This window comes from Mesorhizobium sp. WSM4813 (assembly GCF_055811555.1).
In genome coordinates this window covers 25432-49149 of record NZ_JBVVQU010000026.1, presented here as the reverse complement: position 1 = coordinate 49149, position 23718 = coordinate 25432, and the positions used below count along the sequence as shown (strand labels likewise).

The following is a 23718-nucleotide window of genomic DNA, read 5'->3' as shown; positions in this document are numbered from 1 at the left end:
TCCTGAACACTATTCGCCACGGATGGCCCCCGTTATCAGTCCAGTGATTTCCTCGGGCGATGTGTTGCCGGTGTCCTTGTCGGCAACTTTTGAGCCTCGCCTGAGCACGATGATGCGATCCGCGACGGCAAAAACGTCAGGCATGCGGTGGCTGATCAGCATGACACCGACGCCTTGCGCTTTGAGGCGCCGGATCAATTCGAGCACTTCGGCCACCTGGCGCACCGAGATTGCGGCGGTCGGTTCGTCCATCAACACCAGCTTGGCATTTGAAAGCCGGGTCCGCGCAATGGCTACCGCCTGACGCTGCCCACCGGACATCTTCTTGACCAGATCGCGCGGCCTGGTTTCCGATTTGAGTTCCTTGAACAGCGCTGCCGAGCGGTCGATCATCGCCTGCTTGTCAAGCACCCTGATCGGCCAGAAGCCTTTCTTGATCTCGCGGCCCAGGAAGACGTTCTGCGCGGCCGTTAGGTTATCGGCGAGCGCCAGGTCTTGATAAACAACTTCGATCCCCTTGGCGCGGGCCTGGACGGGTTTATGGAAATGGCAAACCTCGCCGTCCACGACAATTTCGCCGTCGCTCGGCGGGAAATTGCCAGCCACGGTCTTGACCACGGTGGACTTGCCGGCGCCGTTGTCCCCCATCAGACCCACGACTTCGCCGCGCTCCACCTGGAAGCTGACGTCGCTCAGGGCCTGGATGGCCCCGAAATTCTTGGAAACGTGGCGAACCTCAAGCACCGGCATCGCGGTCCTCCCCGGACAACATTTGCCGATCTTGTCCCGGACTTATGCAAGACAGCTAATCAGCGAAATGTATTCGACACAATACTTATTCGAAGAAGACCGGCATCCACTGTTAGACGGGGGCGGGTGGACCCCTGAGCAGATCGTCACTGCGCCGGCTTCGATTCCACGACCATTTTAAGCGTCGGCTCCGGACGGCTATAAAGTAGCGTTTTTCGAGGGGGAACAGTTCAGGCGCGGGCGTGGTTGCGGGTGGACCGCGGAGTTCGGCGCCGAAGTGATGACGGCAACCGAGAATGGCACTTGCCAAGTTGTAGGATGACCGTATGATCTGACCCGATGATCACGGATCGCCCATCTCAACGCGAAACTTCTGGCGCAATTGCTGAGCTGCCTGCGCAGTTGGCGGGTGATGCGCTGATAGACGGCCAGTCGCCGCTGGCAGAACGCTACCTCATCGATTGGAGCCGCGACAGGCGCGGAAGTGCCCGCTTCATCGTGCGTCCAGGATCCGTGGCAGACGTCCAGGCCTTCGTGAGATGGTGCTCGCAGAGCGGTGTCGCCATCGTCGTGCAAGGCGGCAATACCGGACTTGCCGGCGGCGCGGTTCCAGACAGTTCGGACTGCGCCGTGCTGTCGCTTGAGCGTCTCAACCGGATACGCTCGGTCGATCCGCTCGACTTCACGCTGCAAGCCGATGCCGGTGCCGTGCTGCAGGACGTCAAGGATGCCGCTGAAGCATCCGACATGACCTTCCCGCTCGCGCTTGGTGCGCAGGGATCGTGCACGATCGGCGGCAATGTCGCGACCAATGCCGGCGGCATCAACGTGCTGCGCTACGGCATGACGCGTGACCTGGTGCTCGGGCTTGAGACGGTCCTGCCGGACGGCACACTGTGGAACGGCATGAACGGGCTGCGCAAGGACAATCGCGGCTACAGCCTGAAGCAACTGATGATCGGCTCGGAAGGAACGCTCGGGGTTGTCACGGGCGTCGAGGTAAGGCTCTCGCCCCGGCCGACGCAGGTCGAGACTGCCTATGTCGGCCTGGGCAGCTTTCGCCAGGCGTGCGAGCTTTTCCGGATGGCGCGGCATCTCTGCTCCGACCTTCTCAGCGCGTTTGAGGTTATCGGCGAGGAGTGCCTGCCGCTGGCCCACCTCATCGATCCGAACCTGCGCTCGCCGTTGACGCAGGCATGTCCGGTTCATGCGATCGTCGAACTCGCCTGCGGGCCAGGGATAGATGCCGGCGGACTTCTTGAAACGATGCTGGCGCGCGCCCTTGAGACCGACCTGATCAGAGACGGTGTCGTCGCGCAAAGCCGCTCCCAGGCCGCCGCATTCTGGGCCATCCGTGAGGGGCTGGTCGAGGGGCAGGCGCGGCGTGGCTTTCATGTCCGCACCGACCTCTCGGTTCGCCTCAGCCAGGTGCCGAAGCTGATCGAGCAAGCACGCGCGTGCATCGTGCGCGAGTGGCCAGGCTGGACATCCCTGGCCTATGGCCATGCGGGCGACGGCAACATCCATTTCAACATGCTGCCGCCCATAGATTGCGAGCCCGGCGAAGCGAGGACCGTGGGGCAGGCGATTTTGACCCAACTCTATGAACTGGTCGGCGCGCTCGGCGGCTCGTTCAGTGCCGAGCATGGCGTGGGTCGCAGCCGCAGTCACGTGTTCTGGGCCGGCCTGTCGCAACGCGAACGGCAGCTTCATACCGCGATCAAGGCAGCCTTCGATCCGGCAGGCCTGTTCAATCCCGCGTGTCTCATGCCTGGTCCGGGCGATTTGTAGGGGAAGCCGCATGAAGCAGCGTTCGTCCATCATCGGCAGCGTGGAGGCGCTTCCGCATCGCGTCGCTTCGCATCTGAGCCGCGAGATCGAGGGCGGCGACATCATCCCGGGAGCCCGGCTTCCCACCGAAAGCCAGCTCGCCGACAAGTTCGGCGTCAGCCGCAATGTTGTCAGGGAAGCGATCGCGCAGCTTCGCGCCGACGGCATGATCGAGGCGCGCCAGGGGGTGGGCGCATTCGTCATGGCGCCGGAACAGCGGACGGCGATCCGGATTGACCGTGAAGCACTGAAAGACCAGCGCAAAATGGAGCAGCTCTTCGAGCTGCGCAGCATCCTGGAGACCGAATCCGCCACATTGGCCGCGGCGCGCTGCGCGTCCGATGATCTTGACGCAATCAAGGCTGCGCTGGACCGCATGGGTGGCGAGGAGCGCTGGGAGGATGGCAGCATCGAGGCCGATCTGCTTTTCCATCGGGCGATCGCCCGGGCCACCGGCAACGGCTACATCTACACCTTCATTTCCTTTGTCTGCGAGCAGATCCGCCAGTCGATCCACTATGCCCGCCTCACCAATCCGCTCCACGACCTAGTCGAGGTCAACGTCGCCGAGCACGTGCGGATCTACGACGCGCTCGCCGCGCATGATCCGCAGGCTGCCGGCGAGGCGATGCGCCGGCACATCGATGGCGCGGCATCGCGCGTAGGCGTCGAACTCACCGCGAACGTCAATCGAGGCAAATGACCATGTCGCTCGGCCAGACCAAGGCAATCACCGATATCTGCCTGCTTGTCGAGGATATCGATCGCACCATCGACTTCTACACGCAGAAGCTCGGCTACCGGATTAGACGGCGCGCCGAGGGCTTTGTCGATTTTCATTCCGAGCGTGTGACGCTCGCCGCATGGGAACTGGATCACATCAATCGCCACTGCGGCGTCTCGAATGTCCGCTCACCGAAGCATGCGCACAAAGCATGCGTCGCCATGGAACTCGAAAGCGCCGGCGAGGTCGACCGGCTCTATGCCGAACTGTCGGAAAAGGGAGTGCCGTTCGTCGGGCCGCCCGGCGACTATGTCTGGAACGCGCGCTGCGCCTATTTCCACGACCCGGACGGGACGCTGTGGGAGCTCTACGCCTGGACCGGCGCGGGGCCGGGCGACTATCACGACACGCAAGGATGATCGGGTCGCGACGGCCTCGCAAGAAAGGCCGCGCTGCATGCAAACACGTCCAACAAAGGAGCAAGAAGATGAGTGGGAACACATCGCAGTGGAATCGCAGATCGATCCTGAAGGCCGGCGCCGCCGGCCTGGCGGCTTTCGGGCCGGGACTTCAGCTGTTTGGCGCCAGCGCCTCAGCGGCCGCCAAGCTCGTCGTCCAGTATGACTGGCTGATGTCGAACGGTCAGATTGGCGACGTCGCAGCCGTCGCCAATGGCTACTTCAAAGAGGCCGGGCTCGAAGTCGAGTTCAGCCCCGGCGGACCGAACGCCGCCACCGTGCCGCCAGTGGTGTCGGGTGCCGCTCAGCTCGGCCAATTCTCCGAATCGCCTCAACTCTATGCCGCGCGGGCGAGCGGCGTTCCGATAAAGATCATTGCCTGCGGCTATCGCACCGGGCCTTATGCGCTGACGTCGAAACCGGAGAAGCCGATCCGGTCGGTGGCGGATCTGAAGGGGATGCGGATCGGCACGCAGCCGACCGCGCGTTTCGCCATCGACGCGATGCTGGCGAAGAACAAGATCGACCCTTCCGAAGTCACCATCGTCAATGTCGGGTTCGACAAGGCCCCGCTGGTTCGTGGCGACGTCGATGCGATCGGCGGCTGGATCACCAACACGCAGGCGCTCAGCGTCGTCGGCGATGATCGCATCGATCTGCTGTTGTCGGAGCTCGGCCTGGCGTCCTATGCCGACGTTTACTTCGCCACCGACAGCGCCATCGAATCCGATTCCGAGACCCTGGCAAAATTCATCGGCGCGGTCGCCAAGGGGTGGGGTTGGGTCCACGCCAATCCCGAGCAGGCGGTCGACAAGCTGGTCGCGGCCTATCCCGAGATCGACGCAGGCTGGGAAAAGAAGACGATCCCCCTGGTGCTGAAGCTGTCGTTCGACGACAACACGAAAAAGGATGGATGGGGCACCTTCGATCCTGCCTCGATCGAGAGCCAAATCGCGCTGCTTGACCAGATCGGCCAGTATCCGAATGGCAGGCCGAAGGCCGAGGACGTCTATACGACGAAGGTTCTCGAACTCAGTGCGGCTGAACGGCCGAAGCTCGGCGCGCCCGCCTCTTGATGGCCGCGCCGGCCATCGAAACCTCCGGTCTCGACGTCGGCTATCCCGGCCGGCGCTCGCCCGTGACGGTGATCTCCGGTCTTGACCTGACAGTCGAGGCCGGGACGTTCCTGTCGATCCTCGGCCCTTCGGGATGCGGAAAGTCGACGTTTCTACGGGTTGTCGCCGATCTGCTGGCGCCACTCGCGGGCACGATACGCGTGATGGGCGAAACACCGTCGGCTGTGCGTTCCGGCCGCGGCGTGGGTTTTGTCTTCCAGGACTCGACCCTTTTGCCCTGGCGCACGGCGCGCGAGAATGTGCGGCTGCCGATCCAGGTCGGCCGCCGCAGCCTGTCACGCATGATAGACGACCGGGCCGACGAGCTGCTCGAACTCGTCGGCCTGTCGGAGCTCAGCGAGCGCCTGCCGCATCAGCTTTCCGGCGGGCAGCGCCAAAGGCTGGCGATCGCCCGGGCGCTGCTTGGCGAGCCGCGTCTGCTTCTGATGGACGAACCTTTTGGCGCGCTTGACGAGATCACCCGTGATCGCCTCAACGACGAGCTGCTGAACCTTTGGCGGCGGACCGGAACGACCGTGCTGTTCGTCACGCATTCCATTGCCGAAGCAGTCTATCTCGGACAGCGCGTGATCGTGCTTGCGGCCCATCCAGGGCGGATCGTCGCCGACCACGACCTTCGTCCGCTGAAGGGGCCGGACAACAGATGCTCGCGCGAGGATCCGGCGATCGTCGCGGCAATGGCCAGGATGCGCTCCGCTCTTGGAGCGGCCTCGTGAACCGGGGGCCGCTTTCGCCGTTCGCACAGACCGTGCTGCCGATCCTCGGCGCCGGCTCGCTTATTCTCGCATGGCAGTTCCTGCTGCCGCTCGCCGGCGTGCCGGCATATATCGTTCCGACGCCGACCGCGATAGCGGGCGTGTTTGCCAGGAACGGATCGCTTCTCCTGTCGAACCTCTGGCCGACGGCCATCGAGGCGCTCTCCGGCTTCGTGCTCGGCAACCTCGCCGCAGTGCTGCTGGCGATCATCTTCGTGCACAGCCGTACGCTGCAGGCGGCCTATTTTCCGGTCGTGCTGTTCTTCAATACGATCCCGGTGCTTGCGCTGGCCCCGGTCGTCATCCTCATCTTCGGCCTCGGCATGCTGCCCAAGATCGTGATCGCGGCGGTGATCTGTTTCTTCCCGACGCTCATCAACATGATCCGGGGCCTGGAATCGGCGAGCGCCAGCGAGCATGAGCTGTTCCGCGTGCTGTCGGCGACGCGCTGGGAAATATTCTGGCGCCTGCGCCTGCCGCGCGCGCTGCCAATGCTTTTCGCTTCGCTGCGGATCGCCTCGGCGACCGCGGTGATCGGCGCGATCGTCGGCGAATGGATCGGCTCCGACAAAGGTCTCGGCGCGCTGATCATCCAGGCGACCTTCAACTATCAGTCCGACCGGCTCTACGCCGCCATCGTGCTCTCATCGCTGTTATCGATCGGGTTCTTCATGACCGTCGTCGCCGCTGAGCGATGGTCGGTTCGATACCGTTGACCGGCTGGCTCCAGGGACGGCCGCTTGGCGTCGCGCGGCGGACTTTGCTCTACCCGCCCAGGCGTGGGTTGCCTCGCCTGCGTCGGCCTGTACTATCACCAGGTACATGCAGGGGAGGAGCTCGAGCGTGGGGCTGGGTCGGAATTTCCGCCGTTGGGGGATGCGGGCCGTCATCGCCATCATGGTGCTTTCGCCGCATGCTGCGTCGGCCGACACCATTAAGCCTGACCGGATCGCGGCAGCCCTGTCGAAGCTCGAGGCACTCGCCGAAGGCGTCGTCGCGGATGGCGGGGTGCCTGGTCTCGCCATCGGGGTCGTCCATGCCGACAAGGTGATCTTCCTCAAGGGTTTCGGGCATCGCGAGGCCGGCAAGCTGGAGGCCGTCGACGCCGATACGGTGTTCCAGATCGCCTCCCTGTCCAAGCCGGTCTCGGCAACGATCGTGGCGGCGCTGGTCAGCGACGAGATTGTTTCCTGGGATGCGAAAATCGCCGATCTCGACCCGGCCTTCCGGTTGTCCGAGCCCTATCCGACCAGTGAACTCACGGTCCGCGACCTGTTTCGCACCGCAGCGGACTTCCCGGCACCGCTGGAGACGACCTCGAGGACATTGGCTACGACCGCGCGGAGATCCTGCGCCGTCTGCGGTTCGTGTCGCCATCGTCGAGCTTTCGCGCCGGCTACTCCTACAGCAATTTCGGACTGACCGAGGGTGCCGTCGCGGCCGCGAAGCCGACGGGCAAGCCTTGGGAGGAGGTCGCCGAGGAGAAGCTCTACCGTCCGCTTGGAATGACTTCGACCAGTTCGCGTTATGCGGACTTCCTCAAGCACGCCAATCGCGCCGCGCTGCACGTCAAGGTCGACGGCGTCTGGGCGGCGAAAATAAAGCGCGACCCGGATGCGCAGGCGCCCGCGGGCGGCGTCAGCTCCACGGCACGCGATCTCTCGCAATGGGTGCGCCTCGTGCTCGGCAATGGGGTCTATGCCGGCGAGACACTTATTAAAGCCGACGCGCTGGACCAGACGCATGTTCCGCTGATGGCGCGCGGCAAGAACCCCGTCTCCGGCGGCACGTCGTTCTACGGCCTCGGCTGGAATGTCGAATTCGGCCGGCACGGCCTGAGCTGGGGCCATGCCGGCGCCTTCAGCGTCGGCGCCCGCACGCTGGTGACGCTCTTTCCCGAGGAGAAGCTTGGCATCGTCATCGTCGCCAACGCGTTTTCGACAGGCGTGCCGGAAGGGCTGTCCGATAGCTTCGCCGATATGGCCTTTGACGGAAAGGTCGAGAAGGACTGGACCAAGGCATGGGACGACACCTATGCGGGCCTGTTCGGCCCGGCGGTCGCCGCCGCCAAGGCCACCTATGCCGCGCCGCCGTCTCCGGCAAGCCCGGCCGGCCCAGCCAACATCTATAAAGGCCGTTATTTCAACGACTTCATCGGCGATGCGGTTGTGTCGAGTGAGGGCGACGGCCTTGTGCTCAAGGTCGGGCCGGGCGGCGCCCGCTCCTATTCACTGGAGCATTTCGACCGCGACGTGTTCCTGACCTATCCGGACGCCGAGACGCCGGATGCGCCGTCTGGCGTAAGCTTTGTGCTCGGCCCCGACGGCAAGGCGTCGGCTATGACGGTGGAATTTCTCGACGGCAATCATCTCGGCACGCTGGCGCGCGTGGGTGACTAGGTTGAAGGGTAGTGAGACCGTTGTCCCATTTATCCCCCTGCAAGACGCGGCATCAACGCTGCCTCGAGGTCGACCTTCCATGCTTCGGGTCTGCCGGACGCCATAGTCGTCGAAGGAGAGCATTAAGGTGAATGAAGACGACGAATTGTTGGTGGCGGCCCGACTGGCCAAAGACAACTGTCTGCTTTGGGGCCGGTAGTTTTCGCGAACGAGACTTGCGTCTGTCGGCGACGTCGAGGCCTGCCTGACATCGCTGCAGCCTGTATATCGAACCCTGCTTCCGTTACGCACTCATCAAGTGATATTGAAGATGGTGCACAAGACTTTGCCATAGGTCAGACGACATGTCGAACATCGAGGAATTGACCAGCGTCCGGCGAAGTCGCCAAACGGTCGGCCATTATCTCAAGCTGAGTGCGTACTGCTCGGCTGCCATTCTCTTTGCATCGCTATGTGGTCCGACCTCCGCTTTTGAGAGCCTGGAGCAAGCTAGCGCAACGGATTATTTGAGTTGCGGGTCCTCTGGCAATCGTTCCGCACCGAGCGAAGGAGCCAGCAAGCCCCAACCGAACCCAAAACGACAACCCGCCGGCCCCATATTCAGGCAGAGCCCACGCAACGCTCCTGATCGCAGAGTTGCGCTTCTACAGAGCGTGCTGGCGGATAAGGCAGTTTATGCATCTGTGATCGATGGCTTGTTCGGCTCGCAAACAGTGAGCGCGGTGAAGTCCTTTCAGGCCAATAGTGGGATGCCTGTCGACGGCATAGTCGGCATTGACACAGGCAAAGCGATGGGATTGCCGTTTTGGGACGCCAGTCACACTCGCAAGCTAACTCCTCCATTTCGCGATTCTGCGAAATATCCTGACGATATAGAATTCAGGTTCAGGAGCCTGATCGGGGTTGGCAATTTCTTCAGCAGCGTGCCAGACGCCCGCTACAGTTCGTCCGATACGCTCACTCGACGGGCGCTTCGAACAAACAATCCCGGCGCCATCAACATCTCGAGATGGCAGCGAGATAGCATGAAAGGGTATGTGGGTTGCACGCTGCCCGACAGGTACGGCAACCAGACCGCCGTTTACGAGACTCCTGAGTTTGGGGTAGCCGCTTGGGGCTTTCTTCTTCGCAAAATCTATTTCGGGGGCAAGAAGGACAAGGTCACCATTGGCGCCATCGTAGACAAGTACCGCGGCGACAATCCTCGTGATGCGTATATTGACGGCTACAAAAAATATTCAGGCGGCAAATTGGTGGAAAGCTATGAAATCGACTTATATGACAACCGGCAACTGGCCTTGCTGGCAATCGCCGCATACTCACACGAATTCGGCTCCTGGTACCCTCTCACGGGAAAGCAGCTTCTGGCAGGCTTTTCCATTACCGATGAATACATCGACTCTGGCGTTAACGACGAGGTCATCGTGGCGCCGGAGGAAATGGATCCCGGCCGATATATAAAGCATTCCGATGCCGAACGCCCCGCACCCACGCCCCCTCCGCCGGCCGCGCGGTCAGCCACAACCGATGCAGCGGTGCGACACGGCCTGCAGCAGCTAGTCGAGACTGAGGGCGGGCCGCCAGGTGCGATAGCAACTCTTTACCGCGACGGCCGCCTAACCGTACTCAGTGCGGGCCGCGCCAATGTGTCCTCGGATGTAGTGCCAGCGGTCAATCAATACATGCGTATCGCCAGCGTCTCAAAAGCCTTCAACGGGGCCATTGCCCTGCATCTCGTCCAGACTGGCCGGATCGGCCTCGACGACACTATCGGCCAACATTTGCCCGATCTGCCGGCGGCATGGTCCGCGATCACGCTTCGGCACATGCTAAACCACACCAGCGGGTTACCTGATTACCTGCGATCCGACGGCTTGGCCAAGCAGGTGGCGACAGATCCTCAAGGCTACGTCGAGCCGAGAAAGATCATCGACTGGGTCCGCAACGATCCGCTCGAGTTTGCCCCCGGTTCTAAGTATGTCTACTCAAACACCGACAATATCGTGGTTGGGCTGATTGCCGAAGAAGTGACCTCCAAACCTTACGAGGCACTGTTGCAAGAGAGGATATTTGGTCCTGCCAACCTCGCGCAAACTAGCTTCCCGACAACGGAAATCGCGCTGCCGACGCCCTACATCCACGGCTACGCCGTTGAGCTCGGATCCCAGCCAGAGGACGTGACCAACTTTGTCAGCCCCAGCGGCGCATGGGCATCTGGTGCGATCGTGTCGACTCCTGAAAACCTGTCCGCGTTCATACGGGCTGACCTTGCGCTGAAGTTTTTCGGCGCTGCCGAGCAGCAGGAGCAGATGCAGTTCATATCAGGAGATTCCAGCCCGCCCGGACCAGGGACGAATGAGGCTGGCCTAGGACTGTTCCGCTACACCACGCCGTGCGGCGTCGTGTACGGCCATACTGGCAACTTCCCGGGCTATACGCAGTGGGCCGCGTCCAACGCCGACGGTACGCGCTCGGTCACTACCACGCTGAACGTTGCCGAGCCCACAGGCGCCTTGATTGAGCACTTGAGGGAGGTTCAGGCTCAGGCTGTCTGCGCGTTACTCGGCCATTGACGTTATTTTTTGCCAGTGACGGACCCGCGGCATACTGCTAAACCAAGTTCAGAGTTACCGCTGATTTCCCTGCCACGATAGTTCAGCGAGTGTTGACATGCCTGGTCGCAAGGCGCTGTCCCGATGGTCCGACGCAGTGCGTTACCTATCGATCTGTCTTGCGATCAGTGCCTTCATTGTCGGGCCCAGCCTTGGCCAAACAATTCCCGAGCAGATCGACTCGGTGATCTCGGATCAGAACGAGACTATCCGACGCTATTCCGCACCGAGGAAGCCAGGAACGATCGACCTTTCGGTCCCCGACGCGCGCAAGACTACGCCACCCGAACAAGCCGAACAAATGTTATTCACCTTGAGGTCGGTAACGGTTCGCGGCGCCGTGACGGTGCCGGCGTCACAGTTGCAGCAAGCGTGGGCCTACCAGTTGAGCAAAAGGATAAGCCTTGGCGACCTCTACGCCATTGCCGAACGGATCGACGAAATCTACCAGAAGGCGGGATATTTTTCGTGGGCGGTTGTTCCTGAGCAGGACTTTTCATCGGGCAACGTCGTCATCGTCCTCTACGAATCCTACGTACGCCAGGTCGTCATCGACAGCGCTGTGCCTGATATTGAACGGCGTTTAAAACCTTACATCGATCGCATCGTCGCCATGCGGCCCATCCGGATCAAGGAAGCCGAGCGGGTACTCCTTCTGATGAGCGATCTTGGCGGCCTTACCATCGAAGGCACGTTCATTCGTCCTGAGACGCCTTCCGCCGGCGGCGCCTTAAAACTCGAGGTTGGGTTCACGCGGACTGGCGCGAACGTCATTGTCGACAATCTTGGTAGCGATGCCGTTGGTCCTTATCAGGTGTCTGGCACCGGCACACTAAACGATGCGTTGAGGCTTTTCGACGTGGCAAACATCGTTGGGGTGACCATTCCAGACACTCCGGATGAATTAAGGTTCGTGCTGGGTTCGCTCGATGTTCCGATTGGGTATGACGGACTGCATTTTGGATACAACCTAGGCTACGTTTCATCCCAGCCCGGCGCAGACCTCGCACCGCTTGATCTCGATATAGCCTCTACGTTCGGCAGCGCGTATGCCAATTACCCGCTGCTGCGGACAATCGAACACAGCTTGTTCGGCCGCCTCGAATTGAACTTCAAGAACAACTCGCTGGCTGCGGGCGGTGAAACGCAAACCGACGAGGACCTCCGATGGCTGGCCGCGTCCCTTAAGTATGTCGGTGAGTTGGAAAATGGCGCCGTCACACTAACCGGTATTTTCGGTCAGGGCCTCGACGGCCTTGGGGCGAGCAGCAGTACTGATCCGCTTGCGCCGCGTCCAGGCGTCCCTGACGACTACAGATTTTTCCGAGCCGACCTCGACCTCACCACGGAAATCGCCTCACCGGCGGTCGCCCACTTCCGAGTAGCGGCGCAATACGCGCCGACCGCTGTGCCGTCGTCGGTCCAGTTCGTGCTCGGCGGCGATCCTTATGGCCTGGCTTTCGATGGTTCGGCGGCGTCAGGCGACAGCGGCATAGCAGCGTCGCTGGAACTGGGACGAAATATAGAACTCCCGGAAACCTTGCCGATCTCGAACCTAAATGTGTTTGCATTCGTCGACTATGGGGCGGTTTGGAACCACGATATCGGCGTGGAATATACCGAGGCTGAGCTAGGATCGGCCGGCATCGGTGCAAGGGCTGTCTTCGGGCAGCACCTGAATGGTAGGGCGCTCGTTGCCATACCGCTCGAAGATAGCCAAGGTCTGACCGATACCGGCACCCGCTTCCTATTCCAGTTGATCGGCTCGTATTAAGCTCGCGGCGCCTACCCACATTCGGCTTTCTTCCAGCATCATCTGGGCGCGAGTTGCGCGATGAGATCGTTGGCTGCCTCGACCATCCCGTTAAACCCGCTGATGCTAAACTGGTTGATGGAGACGAAGACGCCAACACTACGCGTCGGCGCAATCACCACATAGCTGAACTGACCTTGCAAGCCACCGGACTTGTTGAGCATCAACGGCTTGTCGTCATTGGGCAGCAAACCGACCCAGCCTAGGGTCATCATGCCCATCGGCCCTCCATCATCCAGGCCACTGACCGGCGACAAGCCGTCGCGCCAGAGCCAGCCGGCATGGTTGATGGTTCGCCATGTGTCGTCGGCGGTGCCCTTGTCGAGGTGCCAGGCCATCCATTTCTGCATGTCGGCGGCGGAGCTGTAGAGCCCTCCGGCACAGCCGATCGTTTCCGGTGTAGGCACCAACGGCATAGGGGCGCCGTCGAAGAAATGGCCCTGCATGGTCCGCGATTTGTCACTTTCTTGGAGGTTAAGTTTGGTATCGGTCATGCCGCGCGGAACGAGCACCCGATCAGCAAGAAGCTGCCCGTAGGACTTGCCTCCCGCATTGGAGAGCGCAAGGCCGAGCAGGTCGTATCCCCAGTTGGAATAGAGGGCGCCAGTGCCCGGTGGAAAAAGGTAGGGACTGCCCTTTGCAAGCCCGGTCCTGCTGAGCTCGTAGGTGTTACCCGTAAATGGATTGTCCGGAGTTCCACCGGTCTGGTTCGGCACTTCGCGCGGCAGCCCGGATGCCTGGGTGACGAGGTCAACGAGCCGGAGCGTACGGCCCTCGAATTCCGGGACGGTCCAGCCTTTGTCCAGATGAACGGCAAGTGGGTCGGTAATGCCCAACGTTCCGTCCGCAACCATTCCACTCATGAGATCGCCGCAGAAGGCCTTCGAAATCGATCCGATCCGCATCAGCGTATGTTCGTCTGGCGTCTTGCCCGAACCCTTGCTGATTTCGCCGAAGCCGGCGAAGGCCGTTTCGCCATTGCGAACGGCGGCGATGACAAGACCCGGTGCGCCGGAGCCGAGAAACGCGAAGACGCCGGTGAAGCCAACGGCTTCCTCCAATAGGCGATCCTCGGCGTCTGCCTGAGGAACCGCGAAGAGACAACCAGCCATGGCGGAGGAGATGAGGAAACGCCTGTAGCTGGAACCGGTCATCTCGAAGCCCTCAGCGCGGTGCGAGTTGGTATATCAGTTCGTTCGCCTGCTTCACCATTGAAGCAAAGCCCCCTGCGCTGAACTGGTTGATCGCCACAAAGACGGCAATGCGGCGCGTCGGGGCGATGGCTACATAGGTGAACATGCCCTGCCGGCCCCCGGATTTGTGGAGGATCAACGGATGATCGCCGTCGGCTTCGATCATCACCCAGCCCAATCCCATCGCATCCATCGGCGCCCCGCCGTCGTCGAGCCCCAGCACCGGCGAGAGCCCGTCCCTCCGGACCAGGCTGGCGTGGTCGATGATTCGGCGTGCATCATCCTCAGGACCGCCTTGAGCCAGATGCCAGGCGATCCATTTCAGCATGTCGTTAGGCGTCGTGTAGAGTCCCGATGCGCATTCCATCGTCACCGGCGTCGGTACGAACGGAAGCGGGGTGCCATCGAAATTATGGCCCTGCATCAGCCTCTTCTCATCGCCCGGGCGGGGATTGAAAACGGTATCCACCATGCCGCGCGGGCGCAAAACCCGTTCCTCCAATACGGCGGCATAGGGCTTGCCGGCTGCGCCGGCGATCGCCAATCCGAGGAGATCGAAGCCGAAGTTCGAATAGAGCGCACCGGTCCCGGGCGCAAAAAGAAACGGGTCGCCTTTCAGCGCCTCGATCATGGCCTTCTGGGTATGTCCGGCATAGGGATTGGCTGGCGTGCCACCGGTCTGCGACATCTCTCGGGGCAGGCCGGATGTCTGGCTGGCGGCGTCGATGATCCGCAGCCTCCGGCCGTCCTTTTCTGGCACGATAAACCCATCAGGCAGGTGCGACTGAACCGCGTCCCCCAGGCCAATTTCTCCCTTTGCAACCAAACTGGCGAGAACGTCCCCACAGACAGCTTTCGAGATGGATGCGACTCGCATCATCGTGTCGGCAGTAGGCACGATGCCTGACCCACGAGCGGTTTCGCCGAAACCGGCAAAGGCAGTCTCACCGTTCCGAACGGCAGCAATCACAAGACCGGGCGCACCTGAACCGATGAAAGCGAAAGTACCGGCGAATCCGACCGATTCGTCCAGCAGCGGATCGGCAGTAGCAGGAGTTGCACAGGCAACAGAAGCAGCCGCGAGCAGGAGGCGGAAGGACATCGTGCGGGTTGTGGTCATGGGTATCGCGCTCTGCGCTATTGCGGCCAGGTAACGACGGAGAGGTCAAGCGGCAGCACATTTTTTAGCTGTTGAGGAGGCGAGCGCGGCGTCAGCGTCAGTGGCGACCCCGTCGCTTCCGCCTTGTCAAAATCCTCTGTGCCGGCTTCGTCGACTGCAGTGATGGTAAAGCGGTCGAAGACATAGGGAAGGCCATCCGAAGCCAGCGGAGAGGCGTTGTCCATGACATGCAGGTGCAGATGCGGCGCCTGGCTGTTGCCGGTGTTGCCAACCTCGCCGAGTTGGTCGCCGCGCCGTACTTTGTCGCCCAGCTTCACCTTAACGCCGCCCGGCCGCATGTGCGCGTAATTGACGAACAGACCTGAGCCAATGTCGAGCACGACGAAATTGCCGTCGGCCTCATCAATCGGCAGGTTCGGAGGCAGCGCACCGGGGACTTGGTCCTGCAAGTCGTTGCGAGTCCCGACTACCGTGCCGTCGGCAACCGCGAGGATCGGGTTGCCGTAGATGTGGTAGTTGGCCGGCACTTTGAGGTCGCCCACAACCAGCGTATTCTTGTCGTCGAGCTGCTCCCAGTCGATCGCGAAGCGCTGGGCAAGATGGAACTTGCCGTCGAGCGACAGCAGCGCCCGGACGTGGCGGATGGAATCACAGCAGCCGTCGGCGGCGACGTAGCCGTTGCCGCGCAACGGGGGTCCGAGTATCACGGGAGCCGTAGCGACAACGGTAGCCTCGCCTAGTGTCAGAGTCATCTCAGCGCCTATGACTGCGAAATGCGCAGTCACCTCGTGGGTGATGCGAGCCGGGACCGCCGCCCCCTCAGCCAAGGCAACGTGCATAAAAATGACAGCGAACTGATACGCCGTCAGTTCGCGGGTTTCGTTGCCGCGGCTCGCCCCCGGCGTGACGCGGCTGGCCAGTTCATCAGGGCCGAGTTCTGCAAGCTTTGCCCCGCTGTCAGCATCGATGACTGCGAGCCTCTCGAAACGGGCATCACCGCCGGTGACATTGGTCACCGCGACTTCGTAAACTATGTGACGCTTGCCGTCCGAGCCAGGAACTACGTGCGGAGCAGCGATGATCTCCGCGACGAGTGGCGTGAGTTTCGGATTGTTGCCGGCGGCGTACACGGCAGATGCAAGCGTTACCGACAAAAGCACAAGGGTCGAAAGGAGCCAGATCAGACACCGCATCTCGAACGCGCCTCCTCTGCACACGCTTACGTTGCCGCATGAAGCTACGACAAGAAGGGCTCATAGCCAAGGTGGTTCGTGGCACAAGGCGGGCCGCCGAAACTGGGGGGCAAACGGTGCGTAAAGCAGCTGAACAGCTTGGCCTGTCATACGACAGCGCACTCACCTTGCTAGCATTTGCACGAAAGCCGGCGCTCAAATCAACGTACGACGGTGGATTCTACTACTGCCTCGCTAAGATGTCCGCTTTCGGGCAATCAGGGCCGGCGATTAACGACCGACTTCATTCTATGTACCGCGCGTCCTCGCCCCACTCACCCCCCAGCCAACCGCGGCAGCAGGAAAATCTCCGCCCCCTGCGGCAATTCCTTCGACCAGGTGTCGCGATAGATAACCCCGTCGATAGCGACTGCGATGCCGCGGTCGATCAAGGGCTCGAGGCCGGGATACTGCTCAGCCAGCTTTCTGAATAGCTCCCTTATGTCCTTGGCCTCGATCTCGACCTTGCTCTTGCCTCCGGCGAGCGCGCCAAGCGATCCCCAGAGCGTTACCTCGACCATCAGCCTCCCCGTTCAGCCTCGATCGCCGCCAGAATCCGCGGCGGCGACATCGGGATGTGCGTCATCCGCACGCCCGCGGCGTTCGACACCGCGTTGGCGATCGCCGCCAGCGGCGGCACGATCGAGGTCTCGCCGACGCCACGCACCCCGTAGGGATGGTTGGGATTGGGGATCTCGAGGATCTGCGTGTCGATCATCGGCAGGTCCGAGCAGACCGGGATGCGGTAGTCGAGGAAGCCGGGGTTCTGCAGGCGCCCGTCCTTGCCGTAGATGTACTCTTCGTTGAGCGCCCAGCCGATGCCTTGCGCGGCACCCCCCTGGTACTGCCCCTCGACATAGGTCGGGTGCACCGCCTTGCCGGCATCTTGCACGACCGTGTAGCGCAGAACCCGCGTGGCGCCGGTTTCCGGATCGACCTCGATATCGCAGATATGGGTGGCGAAGGACACGCCGGCGCCGTCGGCGACGAGCTCGCTGTGGCCGGCGATCGGTCCGCCGGTCTTGCCCGACGCGGCCGCGATCTCACTTAGGGACAGCGCCGCAAGGTTGCCGTACTTCTCGCCTTTGGCGATGGCGTGGCCCTTTTCCCAGACCACGTCCTCGACGGGAATGTCCCACGTCTGCGCGGCACGCTCGCGCAGGATCTTGATGGCGTTGCGGGCGGCCGAGATCGTCGCCATCGAGGACGAGAAGGTGCCGCGGCTGCCGTCCGTCATGTCGTTGTAGCCGAGGCTGGAGGTGTCGGCCACCACCGCTTTGACCTGCTCATAAGGGATGCCGAGTTCCTCCGCCGCCACCAGCGACAGCGAGGCGCGGGAGCCACCGACATCGACCGTGCCGACGGCAAGCGAGACCGAGCCGTCCATGCCGATGTTGAGGTCGGTGCAGGTCTGGCCGCCGAAGTTGAACCAGAAGCCGCAAGCCATGCCGCGGCCCTGGTTCTTGCCCAGCGGCGCCTTCATGTGCGGATGGTTCTTCGCCGCTTCCAGCGTCGGGCCGATGCCGATCGGGCCGTAGACCGGGCCGTAGGACGATCTGGTGCCTTCCTGGGCGGCGTTCCTGATGCGGAACTCGACCGGATCCATGCCGATCTCCTTGGCCAGCTCGTCGACGGCACTTTCCACCGCAAACGCCGCCATCGGCGCCGACGGCGCGCGATAGGCGGCGGTCTTCGGCCGGTTGACCAGCACTTCGTAGCCAACCGTGCTGACGTTCTCGAGATTGTAGCAGGCGAACGCCGTCATGGCGCCGATCTCGGCCCACATGCCGGCATAAGGGCCGCAGGAATAGCGCAGCGTCGCCTCGGCCGCGGTGATCGTGCCGTCCTTGCGGGCGCCAATCCTGACGTCGATCGAGGTGGCGCTGGTCGGGCCGGAGGCGCGGAACACCTCGTCGCGCGTCATCACCAGCTTGACCGGCCGTCCGGCCTTGCGCGACAGCGCCAGCGCCACCGGCTCGGCCCAGACATGGGTCTTGCCGCCGAAACCGCCGCCGATCTCCGACGAGGTGACGCGCAGCTTGGAAGCTTCCATGCCAAGCAGTTGGGCGCAATGCTGGCGGTAGACGAAATGGCCTTGCGTGCAGACCCAAAGGTCGGCGGTGCCGTCGGAGCTGACATTGGCCACGCAGGCATGCGGCTCGATATAGCCCTGGTGCGTCTGCTCGGTCTTGAACGAGCGTTCGACGACGAAGTCGGCGTGGCCGAAACCTTCATGGATGTCGCCATGGCCAAACTGCGTGCGCTTGGTGACGTTGGAAGGCTTGACGGGCTTTTCCTCGAGGCCCTCGGTGAAGATGGTGTCGTTGAGCAGGGGTGCCGTGTGCTTCATCGCCTCGTCGACATCGGTCACATGCGGCAGCACCTCATAGTCGACCTCGATCAGCTTCAGCGCCTGCCTCGCCGTGCGGGCGTCGACAGCGGCGACCGCGGCCACCGCGTGGCCGTCATAGAGCGCCTTCTTGCGCGCCATGCAGTTGTCGAGGATGTCGTACATGGCGGCATCGCCGTCGGTGAGGTCGGGCAGGTCGGCGGCGGTGATCACCGCCTTCACGCCGGCGAGCTTCTCCGCCTTCGAGGTGTCGATCTTCCTGATCGTGGCGTGCGCGTGCGGGCTTCTCAGAACACGCCCGACCAGTTGCCCGGCCATGTTGAAGTCGGCGCCATAGCGCGCGCGGCCCGTGACCTTGTCGACGCCGTCGGGGCGGAGGGGACGCGTGCCGACGGCGGTGAAATTGCGTCCGGAATAGCGCGGATCGAAGTTCATCGTCATGCTCCCTTCATCACGCTTGTTTCATTACGATGGCGGCGTCCTGGACGGCGCGCACGATCTTGTCATAGCCGGTACAGCGGCAGAGGTTCCCGGCGAGGCCGAAGCGGATTTCCTCCTCGGTCGGGTCGGGGTTCTTGGCCAAAAGGTCCTTCGCCGCGATCAGGAAGCCCGGCGTGCAGATGCCGCATTGCAGCGCTGCGTGCTCGAGGAACTTCTGCTGCAGCGGATGCAGCCTGTCGCCATGCGCCATGCCCTCGATGGTCTCGACGCGCCGGCCCTCAGCCTCGGCGCCAAGCACCAGGCACGAGCACACCAGCCGGTCGTCGAGGATAATGCTGCAGGCGCCGCAGTCGCCGGTGCCGCAGCCTTCCTTGGCGCCGGTCAGCCCGAGGCGGTCGCGCAGCACGTCGAGCAGCGTCTCGTCGGGTTGGCAAAGGTACTCGATAGTGTCGCCGTTGATTGTGGTTGAGACTGCTACACCAGCCATCATTTGCCTCCTGCACGTGCATAGGCGGTCGTGGCGGCCCGACTGGCCAGCACACCCGCAACTTTTCTTCTGAACTCGACGGTGCCCCGCTTGTCGTCGATGGGTCGGCAGGCCCCGGAGCAGACCTTGGCGAGCCGCTCAAGTGCTGCTTCGTCCAGCTTCCTGCCGATGAGGGCCTCGGCGGCCTCTTCCACTAGCAGCACCGTCGGCGCCACGGCGCCCAGTGCCACGCGGGCCGATTTGACGACACCTTGATCATCGAGCGTCAGGTTCACCCCGGCGCTGACCACGGCGATGTCCATCTCCGTGCGTGGAATGAAACGCAGATAGGCATCGCCGGAGCGCGGCGCGCGCCTGTCGAGCAGGATCGCCTCGATGATCTCGCCCTTGGCGAGCGACGTCTTGCCCGGCCCGGTCGGCACTGCCTCTACCGCGACGGTGCGCCTGCCTCCTGGCCCGGCTATCAATGCCAGGGCGCCGGCGGCCACCAGCGCCGGCACGCTGTCGGCTGCCGGCGAGGCGTTGCAAAGATTGCCGACGATTGTGCAGCGACCCTGTACCTGCTTGGAGCCGATCAGCTTGGCCGCTTCGACGACGCCCGGCCATTCCCTCTTCAAGGCCGCGCTCTCTCCCATCAGGGCGCAGGAGACTGCCGCACCGATGCTGAAGCCCTCCGCCGTTTCCCTGATCTCACCCAGTCCGTCGATCGCCTTGATATCGACGATCAGGTCTGGCTCGATAAAGCCGCCTTTCATCCTCACCAGGAGGTCACTGCCTCCGGCGAGAATGGCGGCCGTGCCAGACGAGCCGGCCAACTGGCCAACGGCATCTTCCATTGAAAGCGGACGTATGTAGCGCATCGTCTCCCCTTGATCATCGCAATTCTGTCGGCCTGTTATAGAGCCTTGGATCGGAATGGTCATCCGGTTCTGCATCAGCAGCGATTAGGCCAGGCGCCGCAAAACCGAATCCCAAATCCACCTGAACTTGGCGTGCGCCCGTGTCGGGACACTCTTGCAGCCAGCTGACGGAGTCTGAGCCCTAGAGCGGCGGAGCGGCGGGCCTAATGGCGGCACGTTCTCAACTCAGGGCGCCGGGTTGAACTGGAGCAATTTGAAACAATCGCCGCTTCCCGACTTCAACTGCGTCAGGAAGGGTTTCGACCGATCGATCCATTCCTGGTGCGATTTGGCATCGGCCTCGATGTCGTTGACCGGTCCAAGGTTGACGAAGCTGCGCCCCTTGCTGAAAAGCCAGCACGCACGGCCGAGAAGTCTCCTGCTGCGCTGGCGCAAGAGGTCGGCATCATAAAAGATGTCGAGCACCTCCTGCTTGATCTTTGCCTCCTTTTCAGGATTTGCGATCGCAACCGCGATTGCGTCTCCGCCGATCGCATCCTGCAGGTCCTTGTAGTCGAGGGCGAGTTGAGTGGTGGCATATTGGATCTCGCTCTCATCCCGGACGATGTTGAACCACAGCGCGGGATCGAGTTCGTTGACGACGAACGATGCTTCGAAATCGCGCGATAGGTTCAGGATATCGAACGCTTGAACTTCCACGTCGCGCTCAACCAAAAGGATCTCGGCGACCTGCTTGCCGAGTTCCGCCCCGTGGGCGCTGATCGCGGCATTCGTCCCACCGAGTTCCGGGCTGATGTAGGGTCCGCCATCATCCAGCAGCGCATCGAATTCGCCAAGGTATTCGACAACGGCGGCGCCGCGAGCAATGCGCGCGGCCAGTTTGGCGAGAACCAGCTGGAGCTCCGTTTCGCGTTTGCGCTGGTCCTGATAATTCTGCTGGAAAAAGAAGATGAACAGAGAAACGCCAATACCGATCAGGATCACGCCGAGCTGGGAAAAGATGTTGCGATAATATTCCAGCAGCTTTTCACGATGGCGGATGTCGTGGCGGACATTGTGTGCCACACGAGCATTGACGATCAGCGAAAGGATCAGAAGCCCGGCACCGACCAGGATGAGGCCGCCGATGAGGAAATAGCCTTGGCCTGTGAAAGTGCTGAAATCCATGCGTTGCCAGCTTGCTGAAGCCCGAGACCGGGCAGACTAATACCAATCCGCTTCAACACCTATATATTCGTAGCGGGCATCAACATCCGAGCCTTCACTGGTCGCGGTGATTTCTGGCAACTTCGCCACCTCCCGTAAGCCATCTTGCATCGAACCAGCGGTCTGCCGGCCCGTCATAGGGCAGCCGGGTGACATCCCAGTGGCTGACGAAGCGCGCGTAGGCGTCCCACACCGGTGGACCGCCGCCGATGAAGACGACACGGCCGGCAAAGCGTTGGAGCGTGTCCTGCGGATCCATGCTGGAGCGAACGACGACAAGTTCCCGATCCGCGCGAGCAAAATCCGGAATGCTTGCGATCGTCTTGGGACCGGCGAGCAAGACGTGCCCTCTCGTGAGGTCGAAAAATCGTGCAACGTCAGCGACGAACTCCGGCGACCGGTTGCCTTCCCATGGGAGACCGCCGTTGAGGCCGAGCTGCCCCGCCTGGCCGATAGCACAGACAACCCTAACGACGGTCTTCTTCATGAGTACTCCACCGATAGCCGGTCCGATCCCATTAGCGACGTTTGCATCATGCGGCGCAAGTGTTTCAGTAAGGCGTTGCGTCTGACAACCGCCTCAAACGCGAATATTTGCCTTCATCTCTCAATCGATCGCGCTACTCGTTCGCCGTGCATCTTCAAGTGATTTGAAGGGGCCAGGGGTGCGCCTACGCGACCCCTCGACGTTCACTTTAATGTACCAGCGACCGACCTCCGAAGAGCGCGCTCGCCTAATACTTTAGTTGTAATCTCTCGCGTGTTTGATATCGTGACGGCGGGAGGAATTCAAATGGCAGTGGAGTGCACATCCGCGCCCCATATGGGCGTCTTTTCAACCATTGAACTGGATCTCTTGAGGGGTGTGGTTCGGGAAATTTTGCGGTCCGGCGAAACGGAGCTTGACAACGAGGACGCCGAAATGATCGCGCGCGCGGTCATCGCAACCTACAAGGACGGCGCCTCGGGTCGCGAGGAATTGCTTGAAGCCGCCCGGATTGCCGCCAGGCGCTGCGCTCTCGACCATTTTTACGATCGAGCAGTCGGCCTGTTCGCATAGGATTTCGCATCTGACGCAATTCAGGGCGGAGTTGCTCGTTCTTGCTCCGCTGGCATTCCGCGCACTGGTGCGGAGCCAGGTGCCAGACTTCTGATCAGAGGGTCCGAAGCTCGTCGGCCGATGATTGGAAATAGCCTTGGCCTGAGAAGGTGCTGAAATCCATGCGTTTGCCAGCTCGCGGAAGCCCGAGACCGCGCAGAATTAAACCCATTCCGCTTCAACACCTACGTGTTCGTAGGAGGCGTCAACATCCCATCGCCGCGCTTTTGGCGGCCCAGCTTTCACCCGCCACCCTTCGCCGACCTGCCAGCCCCAAACCGCAACCCGTCCATCAGCAGCGATACCAGCCGGCGCGAGCGGTCGCGCCAGTCGTCGGTGTCGGGCGCCGAATAGATGCCGCCCAGCGCGTGCAGCACGTCCGAACTGTCGACGTCGCTGCGGATCGAGCCGTCGGCCACCGCCGCTTCGATCAGCTGCCGTAAAGCGAGTGTCACCCGGCCGGACATGTCCGAGAACAGGGCTGAATTGGTGTTGAGCAAGATACGCAGGCTTGTGGCCAGCCCGCGCTTGGTGGCGATGTAGTCGACGAAGCGCTGCATCCACTGTTCCAGTGCAACGTCGGGCGGGTGGTGGCGGGCGAGCTCGCCGGCGGCCGCGCACAGGCTTTCCACTTCGCGCCGGTAGACCACCTCGACCAGATGCTCGCGTGTCGGAAAGTGCCGATAGAGCGTGCCGATGCCGACGCCGGCCTGGCGCGCGATCTCCTCCAGCGAGGCATCGACGCCATGCGTGGCAAACGCCACTGCCGCGACCTCGACCAGCGCGTCACGGTTGCGCTGCGCATCGGCGCGCAACGGTTTTGCCGCTGTCGCGTCGGGCTTGTCTTTGGCGGTTATGGGCGGCTGCGAAGCCAATTTTTTCTCCACTGCGAATACGGGGCTTGAACCCGACCGGTTCAGGCCCCACGTAATAAACGGAGGCGCCTCCGCTTTAGTGGAGCACCTTTATCATATAATCAGGGGAACCGGTATGTCACGTACTCATAGCTTGCAAGTCGGCGAGTGCGTGATCTCCCACTTGAGGGGGAGATGTCGCCGAAGGCGACAGAGGGGGTCGGTTCGACGGGGCGCGACCTCCTGCGAGAGATGGGGTTGGCGCTCTATGCGAGGCGACCCCCCTCTGGGCCTGCCGGCCATCTCCCCCTCAAGGGGGGAGATTACGCTCTTCGCGCCCTTACCCCTCCCTGTCCTGACACCCAATTCACTCCCCTTCGCGTCAAGCAACTGGAGCCA

21 protein-coding genes and 1 pseudogene are annotated in these 23718 nt (G+C 62.2%); 11 read left to right on the top strand and 11 right to left on the bottom strand.

The genetic code is table 11. From position 1 onward, the window contains the following. Positions 1–9 precede the first annotated feature (9 nt). A complete protein-coding gene (locus tag AC0L25_RS16885; RefSeq protein ID WP_352960698.1) occupies positions 10–750 on the bottom strand; it encodes an ATP-binding cassette domain-containing protein in 741 nt (246 codons plus the stop codon). Between the two features lie 339 nt (positions 751–1089). Here AC0L25_RS16885 and AC0L25_RS16880 point away from each other — a divergent pair, with 339 nt between their 5' ends. From AC0L25_RS16880 to AC0L25_RS16835, 10 genes and pseudogenes are all read left to right on the top strand, one after another. Beyond that, on the top strand, positions 1090–2541 hold the full coding sequence (locus AC0L25_RS16880; protein ID WP_473596547.1) for an FAD-binding oxidoreductase: 1452 nt from the start codon (positions 1090–1092) through the stop codon (positions 2539–2541). Between the two features lie 10 nt (positions 2542–2551). After that, complete coding sequence (locus AC0L25_RS16875; protein ID WP_473596546.1) at positions 2552–3283, top strand: FadR/GntR family transcriptional regulator; 732 nt, start codon at positions 2552–2554, stop codon at positions 3281–3283. A gap of 2 nt (positions 3284–3285) precedes the next feature. Beyond that, positions 3286–3723: a VOC family protein gene (locus tag AC0L25_RS16870; RefSeq protein ID WP_473596545.1), complete on the top strand. Its 438-nt coding sequence runs from the start codon at positions 3286–3288 to the stop codon at positions 3721–3723. 68 nt (positions 3724–3791) lie between these two features. Beyond that, the gene (locus AC0L25_RS16865) at positions 3792–4838 is read left to right on the top strand and encodes an ABC transporter substrate-binding protein (RefSeq protein ID WP_473596544.1); all 1047 of its coding nucleotides are present in this window, start codon (positions 3792–3794) and stop codon (positions 4836–4838) included. Then, a complete protein-coding gene (locus tag AC0L25_RS16860; protein ID WP_473596543.1) occupies positions 4838–5614 on the top strand; it encodes an ABC transporter ATP-binding protein in 777 nt (258 codons plus the stop codon). The genes AC0L25_RS16865 and AC0L25_RS16860 overlap by 1 nt, the downstream gene beginning before the upstream one ends. Then, positions 5611–6369 carry an ABC transporter permease gene (locus AC0L25_RS16855; protein WP_473596542.1) on the top strand — a complete coding sequence of 253 codons (759 nt, stop codon included), beginning with the start codon at positions 5611–5613 and terminating at the stop codon, positions 6367–6369. The genes AC0L25_RS16860 and AC0L25_RS16855 overlap by 4 nt, the downstream gene beginning before the upstream one ends. A gap of 106 nt (positions 6370–6475) precedes the next feature. After that, a pseudogene (locus AC0L25_RS16850) lies at positions 6476–7536 on the top strand (serine hydrolase domain-containing protein); the annotation flags it as partial. 96 nt (positions 7537–7632) lie between these two features. Further along, on the top strand, positions 7633–8052 hold the full coding sequence (locus AC0L25_RS16845; RefSeq protein ID WP_473596585.1) for a DUF3471 domain-containing protein: 420 nt from the start codon (positions 7633–7635) through the stop codon (positions 8050–8052). 344 nt (positions 8053–8396) lie between these two features. Then, positions 8397–10625 (top strand): serine hydrolase, encoded by a 2229-nt coding sequence (locus AC0L25_RS16840; protein ID WP_473596541.1) that lies wholly within the window; start codon positions 8397–8399, stop codon positions 10623–10625. 97 nt (positions 10626–10722) lie between these two features. Continuing rightward, positions 10723–12438, top strand: a complete 1716-nt coding sequence (locus AC0L25_RS16835; RefSeq protein WP_473596540.1) for a ShlB/FhaC/HecB family hemolysin secretion/activation protein — start codon at positions 10723–10725, stop codon at positions 12436–12438. A gap of 38 nt (positions 12439–12476) precedes the next feature. Here the strand turns inward: AC0L25_RS16835 and ampH (AC0L25_RS16830) are convergent, their stop codons facing one another. The 9 genes from ampH (AC0L25_RS16830) to AC0L25_RS16790 form a co-directional block, all read right to left on the bottom strand. Then, on the bottom strand, positions 12477–13631 hold the full coding sequence (gene ampH / locus AC0L25_RS16830) for a D-alanyl-D-alanine-carboxypeptidase/endopeptidase AmpH (RefSeq protein WP_473596539.1): 1155 nt from the start codon (positions 13629–13631) through the stop codon (positions 12477–12479). A 10-nt stretch (positions 13632–13641) separates the two neighbouring features. Beyond that, the gene (ampH, locus tag AC0L25_RS16825; RefSeq protein WP_473596538.1) at positions 13642–14790 is read right to left on the bottom strand and encodes a D-alanyl-D-alanine-carboxypeptidase/endopeptidase AmpH; all 1149 of its coding nucleotides are present in this window, start codon (positions 14788–14790) and stop codon (positions 13642–13644) included. Positions 14791–14807: 17 nt separating this feature from the next. Further along, entirely contained in the window at positions 14808–15920 is a 1113-nt protein-coding gene (locus AC0L25_RS16820) for a M23 family metallopeptidase (protein WP_473584414.1), read from the bottom strand. A gap of 377 nt (positions 15921–16297) precedes the next feature. Next, on the bottom strand, positions 16298–16543 hold the full coding sequence (locus AC0L25_RS16815) for a MoaD/ThiS family protein (protein WP_292241056.1): 246 nt from the start codon (positions 16541–16543) through the stop codon (positions 16298–16300). Beyond that, complete coding sequence (locus tag AC0L25_RS16810; protein ID WP_473596537.1) at positions 16543–18807, bottom strand: xanthine dehydrogenase family protein molybdopterin-binding subunit; 2265 nt, start codon at positions 18805–18807, stop codon at positions 16543–16545. The genes AC0L25_RS16815 and AC0L25_RS16810 overlap by 1 nt, the downstream gene beginning before the upstream one ends. 16 nt (positions 18808–18823) lie before the next feature. Further along, a complete protein-coding gene (locus AC0L25_RS16805; protein WP_352960709.1) occupies positions 18824–19300 on the bottom strand; it encodes a (2Fe-2S)-binding protein in 477 nt (158 codons plus the stop codon). Beyond that, positions 19300–20160, bottom strand: a complete 861-nt coding sequence (locus AC0L25_RS16800; RefSeq protein ID WP_473596536.1) for an FAD binding domain-containing protein — start codon at positions 20158–20160, stop codon at positions 19300–19302. The genes AC0L25_RS16805 and AC0L25_RS16800 overlap by 1 nt, the downstream gene beginning before the upstream one ends. A gap of 225 nt (positions 20161–20385) precedes the next feature. Continuing rightward, positions 20386–21327 (bottom strand): hypothetical protein, encoded by a 942-nt coding sequence (locus AC0L25_RS16795; RefSeq protein ID WP_473596535.1) that lies wholly within the window; start codon positions 21325–21327, stop codon positions 20386–20388. Between the two features lie 94 nt (positions 21328–21421). Then, positions 21422–21853, bottom strand: coding sequence for a dihydrofolate reductase (locus tag AC0L25_RS16790; RefSeq protein ID WP_473596534.1), 432 nt, complete (start codon positions 21851–21853; stop codon positions 21422–21424). A gap of 273 nt (positions 21854–22126) precedes the next feature. On the opposite strand from AC0L25_RS16790, the gene AC0L25_RS16785 reads away from it, so the two are divergent. Further along, on the top strand, positions 22127–22426 hold the full coding sequence (locus AC0L25_RS16785) for a hypothetical protein (RefSeq protein ID WP_473596533.1): 300 nt from the start codon (positions 22127–22129) through the stop codon (positions 22424–22426). Positions 22427–22707: 281 nt separating this feature from the next. Here the strand turns inward: AC0L25_RS16785 and AC0L25_RS16780 are convergent, their stop codons facing one another. Continuing rightward, positions 22708–23340, bottom strand: a complete 633-nt coding sequence (locus tag AC0L25_RS16780) for a TetR/AcrR family transcriptional regulator (protein WP_473596532.1) — start codon at positions 23338–23340, stop codon at positions 22708–22710. Positions 23341–23718 lie beyond the last annotated feature (378 nt).

Bases quoted from the DNA above. Each gene is read 5' to 3' on its own strand.
- AC0L25_RS16870 (WP_473596545.1), top strand. From the start codon at position 3,286: ATGTCGCTCGGCCAGACCAAGGCAATCACCGATATCTGCCTGCTTGTC.
- ampH (WP_473596538.1), bottom strand. From the start codon at position 14,790: ATGACCACAACCCGCACGATGTCCTTCCGCCTCCTGCTCGCGGCTGCT.
- AC0L25_RS16790 (WP_473596534.1), bottom strand. From the start codon at position 21,853: ATGAAGAAGACCGTCGTTAGGGTTGTCTGTGCTATCGGCCAGGCGGGG.
- AC0L25_RS16815 (WP_292241056.1), bottom strand. From the start codon at position 16,543: ATGGTCGAGGTAACGCTCTGGGGATCGCTTGGCGCGCTCGCCGGAGGC.
- AC0L25_RS16880 (WP_473596547.1), top strand. From the start codon at position 1,090: ATGATCACGGATCGCCCATCTCAACGCGAAACTTCTGGCGCAATTGCT.
- AC0L25_RS16840 (WP_473596541.1), top strand. From the start codon at position 8,397: ATGTCGAACATCGAGGAATTGACCAGCGTCCGGCGAAGTCGCCAAACG.
- AC0L25_RS16860 (WP_473596543.1), top strand. From the start codon at position 4,838: ATGGCCGCGCCGGCCATCGAAACCTCCGGTCTCGACGTCGGCTATCCC.
- AC0L25_RS16885 (WP_352960698.1), bottom strand. From the start codon at position 750: ATGCCGGTGCTTGAGGTTCGCCACGTTTCCAAGAATTTCGGGGCCATC.
- AC0L25_RS16865 (WP_473596544.1), top strand. From the start codon at position 3,792: ATGAGTGGGAACACATCGCAGTGGAATCGCAGATCGATCCTGAAGGCC.
- AC0L25_RS16875 (WP_473596546.1), top strand. From the start codon at position 2,552: ATGAAGCAGCGTTCGTCCATCATCGGCAGCGTGGAGGCGCTTCCGCAT.
- AC0L25_RS16800 (WP_473596536.1), bottom strand. From the start codon at position 20,160: ATGCGCTACATACGTCCGCTTTCAATGGAAGATGCCGTTGGCCAGTTG.
- ampH (WP_473596539.1), bottom strand. From the start codon at position 13,631: ATGACCGGTTCCAGCTACAGGCGTTTCCTCATCTCCTCCGCCATGGCT.
- AC0L25_RS16805 (WP_352960709.1), bottom strand. From the start codon at position 19,300: ATGGCTGGTGTAGCAGTCTCAACCACAATCAACGGCGACACTATCGAG.
- AC0L25_RS16810 (WP_473596537.1), bottom strand. From the start codon at position 18,807: ATGAACTTCGATCCGCGCTATTCCGGACGCAATTTCACCGCCGTCGGC.
- AC0L25_RS16795 (WP_473596535.1), bottom strand. From the start codon at position 21,327: ATGGATTTCAGCACTTTCACAGGCCAAGGCTATTTCCTCATCGGCGGC.
- AC0L25_RS16835 (WP_473596540.1), top strand. From the start codon at position 10,723: ATGCCTGGTCGCAAGGCGCTGTCCCGATGGTCCGACGCAGTGCGTTAC.
- AC0L25_RS16845 (WP_473596585.1), top strand. From the start codon at position 7,633: ATGGCCTTTGACGGAAAGGTCGAGAAGGACTGGACCAAGGCATGGGAC.